We start from the raw sequence: 6,123 nt of genomic DNA on the forward strand, positions 1-6,123 counted from the left end.
TAGCAACCTTGGGGAGTACCTCCGCTAGCTAATCCTAAAACAAGATTAGGTTTTGCCTGGATTGCCTCTTTAATAATCTTTGCTGCTTCTTTGCTTAACTCTTCATAAGTTTTTTTAATAAGTATTTTCATATACGCGAGTAGAGCGAAGTGTGGAGATGAGCGGAGCTCATCGACTTACGATGTTAATTAATTTTCCGGGGACAAATATTATTTTCTTAATTCTCTTGCCCTCTATCCATTTTTGCACTTTTTTTTCGGCAAAAGCAAGTTTTTTGAGTTTTTCTTCAGAAATATCCGACTCAACTTCAATTTTATCTCTAACCTTACCGTTGATTTGAATGATTAAAATGAGCTTTTTTTCTTTAATCAATTTTTTGTCGTATCCGGGCCAAGATTGATTGTGAATTGAATTTTTGATTTTGATTTTTGGATTCGGAATTTTGGTAAAATATTTTTGCCATAATTCTTCAGCTAAATGGGGGGCGAAAGGAGCAAGTAATAATAAAATTGTCTGGTAGTTAGTAGTTGTCAGCCTGGGAAACTTTAACATCTCATTGACTAAAATCATCAAGGCAGAGATGGCTGTATTAAACTTGAAATTCTCAATATCTTCAGTAACTTTTTTAATCGTTTTGTGAATTATTTTTTCTAATTCTTGATTTTTATTTGCCTCGTCTAAAACTTGTTTTTGCGCGGGGATTTTTGATTTTTTAATTTTATTTTGGAGATTCCAGACTTTTTCCAAAAACCGATAAATCCCGATTATTCCTTTGGGATTCCAGGGCCCTCCTTGGTCATAGGGTCCCATAAAAGAGAGATACATTCTAATGGTATCGGCTCCGTATTTTTTAACTTCTTTGTCCGGATCAATGACATTGCCTCTTGATTTTGACATTTTCTGACTATCAGGTCCCAAAATAATTCCCTGATGATAAAGAGACGCAAATGGTTCATCAAAATTTAAATAACCCAAGTTCTTTAAGGCCTTGGTAAAAAATCTGGAATACAAAAGATGCAAAACAGTATGTTCGGCTCCCCCGATATACATTTTCACCGGCAGCCAGTTTTTTAATTTTTCTTTTGAGACGAATTTTTTATTGTTTTCAGGGTCGGCATATCTTAAATAATACCAGGCAGAACAAACAAAAGTATCCATAGTGTCGGTTTCCCTCTGAGCTAAGTTCTTACATTTTGGACAAACAACTTCAATAAATTTTTTAGATTTAGCTAAGGGTGATTTTCCTTCTTCAGCCGGTAAATAATCTTTGACTTTTGGCAATAGAACCGGCAAGTCCTTTTCTTTGACCGACTGCCAATTGCATTTTTGACAAAAAATCATCGGAATAGGGCAACCCCAATATCTCTGGCGCGAGATTAACCAATCTTTTAGTTTATAGTAAATTGCTTTTTGGCCCAACTCCCTTTTTATCAACCACTCAGCCATTCTCTCTCTGGCTTTTTTTGAATCCATTCCATTGAATCTTCCTGAATTTATCAAATAACCCTCTCCCTGGTAAGGTCTTTCAAATCTTCCGCCAGAAACCACCAGGGGCGCTTTTTGGGGCAATTTTTTTTCCTTGGAATAGGGCTGAATAACATCAATAATCGGCAAATTATATTTTCTAGCAAAAACAAAATCGCGACTATCATGGCCGGGAACAGCCATAATTGCCCCTGTCCCATAATGGACTAAAACATAATCTGCCGCAAAAATTGGAATTTCTCTGCCATTAACCGGATTAATTGCTTTAATTCCCCGGATTTCTATTCCGGTTTTTTCTTTCATTTCTGAAATTCTTTCTCTCTCTGTCTTCTTTTTTGATTCCTCAATATATTTCTCAATAAATTTAAAATTTGAGATTTGGGGCTTGAGGTTTTGAATTATTGGATGCTCGGGCGCTACCACCAAATAAGTAGCGCCGAATAAAGTGTCTGTCCGTGTTGTGAACACGGGAATTTTAAATTCCGAATCTTGAATTTTGAATTTAATCTCAACACCCTCAGATTTCCCGAGCCAATTTTTTTGCGCTATTTTGGTTTTTTCCGGCCAATCAAGTTTTTCCAAACCCTTTAATAAATCTTCGGTATAGTCGGTAATCTTAAAAAACCATTGTTCAATTTCTTTTTGAATAACTTCGGATTGGCATCTTTCGCATTTCCCCTCAACAACTTGTTCATTAGCCAAAACCGTTTTACAAGAAGGACAAAAATTAGCCGGAGCTTTTGCTCTGTAAGCCAAACCCTTTTTATATAATTGTAAAAATATCCATTGGGTCCATTTATAATACTCGGGTTCTGAAGTCCTTATTTCTCTTTGCCAATCATAAATTGAACCCATTGATTTAAGTTGTTTTCTCATTTTTTCAATATTTTGATAGGTCCAGGTTCGGGGATGAATTTTATGTTTTAAAGCCGCGTTTTCAGCCGGCAAGCCAAAAGCGTCAAAACCCATTGGCGACATTACATTAAAGCCCTGTTGTTTTTTGAATCTGGCATAGATATCAGCCGGAGCAAAATTGTACCAATGACCAATATGAAGGTCGCCCGAAGGATAAGGAAACATAACTAAATGATAAAAATTTTTCTTACCCCTAACTTTATCAGGGGTTCTGTAAATTCCATTTTTCTGCCAAATTCTTTGCCACTTTTTTTCAATTTTTTGCGGATTATAATAAATCATATTTTAAATAGTTTTTTAGCGTTTTCAGTAGTTACCCTTGATATTTCTTCAAAAACGAGCGACTGAAAGGAGCGAGTCAAAATGACCCCCTTATTAGTGGGGTCATTGCGCTTTAAATTTTTAATTTTGGCAATTTCTTCGGCGATGTATTTTACATATAGGGGCTCATTGCGAATAGGTAATGGCCCCGCCCTCACTAAATCTTCGGCGAGCAAGGGTGGAGTTAAATAAGGACAATCGGTTTCAACTAAAATTCTATCTAAGGGTGTTCTTTTAATATTTTCTTTAAAATTAATTCCTTCTATTTTTTTAAAAATTATTCCATTAAAGCCGATATAATATCCAAAATCTAAATACTTTTGAAGTTCTTCTAAATTTCCGACAAAGCCATGAGCCACTGCTTTTTCTGGTCTTACCCCCGGGTTATTTGATAAAAATTCAATTAAATCTTGATGTCCCATTCGGCAATGAAAAACAACGGGTAAATTTAGTTCTTTTGCCAATTCTAACTGTCTCAAAAGCAAATCTTTTTGTTTTTGTTTAAAGAGTTCTTTCTTTTTAGTAGTTTTTGGCCGCCAATAGTAATCTAAACCAATTTCGCCAATGGCTACCACCTTAGGATTCTTAGCTAATTCTTTATATTTTTCGTAATCAAATTCTTCTTCTTTTGTCCTGACTTCAATTTCTTCCAAATCATTTTTTATTTTCACCAAACCGGTTTCCAAATGAATCGGATGTAAGCCGATGGCGGCAAAAACACCCTCAGGATATTTTTGGGCAATCTCCACTGCTTTTTTGCTTGTCTCATAATTTGTGCCGATATTTATCATCCAGACCCCATTAGAAATTTTATTTCTAACGGGACTTAAAGACCGCCGAATCACTCCGCAGGCATCATCTTTGTAAGCGTTGAAGTTTACATGCGCATGCGTGTCTATTAACATAAAAGCATTATAACAAAAAAAGGGACGGGTACTTTTTGCCTCTCTTTACCTTATTGCCTTACTCTTAATAGCTATTATAAGATAAAATTTTAAAAGAATCAACTAAGAACCAAAAACAGCTGAAAAAAAGTACCCGTCCCTTTTTTAACTGGTCTCCTTCGGGGTTCAAATGAGCGTGAGTATCAATTAACATGGGAAAGTTATTTTGCAAGGGGTCTATAAGGAAATTCTCAAATTCACTGGTGAAGAGATTACCTTTTGACATCTAATTGCCTTTGAGAAAGCGAGGTTTGAATCATTATTTCCGGCCGTTCAGCTCCGACCGGAATTGGGCCTTTAATATCTAAAAAAAATGTCACTCTCGGCTGAATAGTATCTGCTTGGCTCCAGCCAAATGAAGGCCCTATTCTAAAAGCAGCTACTGTCAGCCGGGGAGAGGTTAAAGGTAAGGGAGAGCCGAAATTAATTGCCCGATGATCGGTTGATTTTCTTTTATTTATCTGGGTTCCGCTTAAAAAAAATTCTTGGCACCTATGCTCGTGATTTAAAAAACGGATTCCTCCGGGGATAACCTCATAATTGTTTCTAATAGCTATGCAATGGCCGGTTAAGTCCTTTCTAGCCATTCTGATTGACCGGCTCATATATTCCAAAAGAAAACCGGTTTGACTTAAAAGTTCCTGACTGGCTAAATTTCTTCTTTGCTCCCGGATAGCTGTAACAAAAAGATTAAAAACCCCTGTCAAAACTACGGTAAAAATCAAAATGGTTAGCAGTATTTCAATGACCGTAAGACCTTTTTGAAAATTGATTTTCATATTTTAATGGGCAATAGTTCACCTCCAATTATATAAATGCTTGGTGGTTGAGGCCTGGTAATTTATACCCCTTTCCTGCCAGTCAACAAAAACCGTTAGGTCTATTCTATCAACCGTGGTTGAGGCAACCCTAATTCTTCGGATAAAGGGAGTTAAGGGCCCGGTAGCGCTATATTTATAAAAACCGCCGTCAATCCTTAAAAACTCTCCGGGAATAAAAGAGACCAAACTGGTAGCCCTATAATCTGCTTGACAATCACAAGGAGGAGGAGAACAACAAAAAATACCGGCATTCCAAGCCCGTCCTCCCAACCAATTGCTGTCTCTGATGTTTCTGACAATTTCCATTCCTTCTTGGGCTAAATAAGAACCTATCATCTGGGAAGAAGCAATTTCAGTCACAGTGACAAGTTGTTGAATGGCAATTATAGCTCCGGCTATGCCTACTGTGACTAAAAAAATAGCGACAATCACCTCCAAAAGAAGAAAACCTTTTTGGGGCCGAGAAGGGGGTTTGGAAACAATAAATTTTTTTGTCTTCACATTTTTTATTCTACTCTGATTAAGCCGGCTGGATTAACAATAATGGTCTGGGTTTGAAGGGGGTCGGCTATTAAACGGAGAGTGATTGTCGCAGCAGTTGTCGTTGATAAATTGACCCGGGTAATTGGATCCGGAGCTGTAAAAGTAATATGTAAGGGGCTTGGTGGAGAAAGGGCAGAAATCTCTACCCCTCTTTCTAAACTGATAATACTGCCAACTATTTCTGGCGAAGGAGTGGCTGGAGTAGCATTGGCGCAAGTGGCTGGACCGGTCGGGTTGTAGGAAAAATTCGCATTACAGTCAGCAAATAAAACATATTGGCGGGGATTAGCCAGATTTAGATAAATACCGTAACCACCCCGGGGAATTGCTGTTTGAAATTCTTGGGCGGAAATTGCCAATTGCTGAGCCGTCCTGATATCTTGGGATAGTTTGTTGGCTGCTCTAAAAAGATTGAGTGGGCTTCTTTCCGGTCTATGACCGGTTAGCATTAAAGCCGACAAAATGGAAATTATGGCTGCCACCACTAAAAGTTCAATAAGGGTAAAACCCTGGTGTCGGTTTTTTGAATTTTTATCGTATTTTTTCATTTACAAAAATATAAACTAATAGAAACCCGTTCTCTAATTTATTCTATCATAAAAATGATAAAAAATAAAAAATGGCCAGAATATATTCTGGCCAGGGAATTGAAAAGCAAAAATTTAGTCAAAAAATGAAAATTAGAAATTAGAAAGGAATAATTTCCCGCCACTCGGGCAAGGGAAGAGTAATACTAACGCTTCTTAAACCGGTGCATTCAAAATTAGAAAAATCCCTCACTCTTAAAGAAACGTTTTTTGAACCAGCCGAAGTAAAGGTAGTGGTCGCATTTTGAACGCTGGAAGTAGCCGGACTGCCATCTGGAAAAGTCCAAAAGAAAGATGTTTTAGTCGGTGGTGTGCTATAAACAATTGAGCCATCGGTGAATTGAACCACCTCATTAACGCTGGGTGAAGTTGGCGACCAAGTAAAGTCAATCCAGGGATGGGCGTGAAGAGCCGTAGAAAAAGTTCGGGTTGCTGTCCATTCAGACCAATGACCAAATGAATCTCTAGCCCTTACCCGCCATTCAAATGAAGCATTATAACTAATAT

The 6,123-nt window shown here is 37.5% G+C and carries 6 protein-coding genes; all 6 read right to left on the reverse strand.

The annotated features are described in order from the left end of the window. Nucleotides 1–168: 168 nt before the first annotated feature. Complete coding sequence (gene leuS, locus KY055_00995) at nt 169–2,682, reverse strand: leucine--tRNA ligase (GenBank protein MBZ1345207.1); 2,514 nt, start codon at nt 2,680–2,682, stop codon at nt 169–171. Then, nucleotides 2,679–3,626 (reverse strand): TatD family hydrolase, encoded by a 948-nt coding sequence (locus KY055_01000; GenBank protein MBZ1345208.1) that lies wholly within the window; start codon nt 3,624–3,626, stop codon nt 2,679–2,681. Before KY055_01000 ends, leuS begins: the two co-directional genes overlap by 4 nt. A gap of 251 nt (nt 3,627–3,877) precedes the next feature. Next, entirely contained in the window at nt 3,878–4,444 is a 567-nt protein-coding gene (locus KY055_01005; GenBank protein MBZ1345209.1) for a hypothetical protein, read from the reverse strand. A gap of 18 nt (nt 4,445–4,462) precedes the next feature. Further along, on the reverse strand, nt 4,463–4,987 hold the full coding sequence (locus tag KY055_01010; protein MBZ1345210.1) for a prepilin-type N-terminal cleavage/methylation domain-containing protein: 525 nt from the start codon (nt 4,985–4,987) through the stop codon (nt 4,463–4,465). Nucleotides 4,988–4,992: 5 nt separating this feature from the next. Further along, nucleotides 4,993–5,577, reverse strand: a complete 585-nt coding sequence (locus tag KY055_01015) for a prepilin-type N-terminal cleavage/methylation domain-containing protein (protein MBZ1345211.1) — start codon at nt 5,575–5,577, stop codon at nt 4,993–4,995. 139 nt (nt 5,578–5,716) lie between these two features. After that, on the reverse strand, nt 5,717–6,123 hold a 407-nt coding region (locus tag KY055_01020; GenBank protein ID MBZ1345212.1), incomplete at its 5' end, for a PKD domain-containing protein.

Source organism: Candidatus Nealsonbacteria bacterium (genome assembly GCA_019923625.1).
Taxonomy (GTDB): Bacteria; Patescibacteriota; Minisyncoccia; order Minisyncoccales; family RBG-13-42-11; genus JAHXGN01.

Excerpts from the sequence above, each read along its gene's own strand:
- leuS (MBZ1345207.1), bottom strand. The coding sequence starts at position 2,682 with ATGATTTATTATAATCCGCAAAAAATTGAAAAAAAGTGGCAAAGAATT.
- KY055_01000 (MBZ1345208.1), bottom strand. The coding sequence starts at position 3,626 with ATGTTAATAGACACGCATGCGCATGTAAACTTCAACGCTTACAAAGAT.
- KY055_01005 (MBZ1345209.1), bottom strand. The coding sequence starts at position 4,444 with ATGAAAATCAATTTTCAAAAAGGTCTTACGGTCATTGAAATACTGCTA.
- KY055_01015 (MBZ1345211.1), bottom strand. The coding sequence starts at position 5,577 with ATGAAAAAATACGATAAAAATTCAAAAAACCGACACCAGGGTTTTACC.